Genomic DNA, 474 nt, shown 5'->3' on the forward strand with positions numbered 1-474 from the left:
TGCACCTGCAGGCGATCGCCCGCTTCGAGTCCCGTGAGGGATATGAGGGGGTAAAACGCTATCTGAACGCGCCGATTCGCGCTTGAGGGAAGGCCGCTGGCATGGCTCCGGACATCATCCAGGGGTAATCCGGACATCATCTCCCGGGGGAAGATGGACGGTGAATACCGACGCGATCTAAGATGCCGGCGAGGAGGGCCGGTCATGCGCCTGTCGAAGATGGATCTGAATCTTTTCGTTGTGTTCGAGGCGATCTACAACAAGCGCAATCTGACGCGCGCGGCTGATATTCTGAACATCACGCAGCCGGCGGTTAGCAATGCGCTATCCCGCATGCGGCGAGTGATGAATGACTCGTTATTCGTCAGCAGCCCGGCGGGAATGATGCCAACGCCAGTCGCGGAGAACATCATCGGCCGCGTTCGCGAGGCGCTGCGCCTGCTCGACACCAGCGTGCGCGAGGGAGATGTATTC

1 protein-coding gene is annotated in these 474 nt (G+C 60.1%); it reads left to right on the forward strand.

The genetic code is table 11. The features are described 5' to 3' along the window. Nucleotides 1-204 precede the first annotated feature (204 nt). Nucleotides 205-474 (forward strand): LysR family transcriptional regulator (locus tag KDH83_RS31505; RefSeq protein ID WP_212323089.1); only part of this gene is annotated, 270 nt, incomplete at its 3' end.

It is taken from the genome of Achromobacter sp. Marseille-Q0513, assembly GCF_018195695.1.
Taxonomy (GTDB): domain Bacteria; phylum Pseudomonadota; class Gammaproteobacteria; order Burkholderiales; family Burkholderiaceae_B; genus Achromobacter.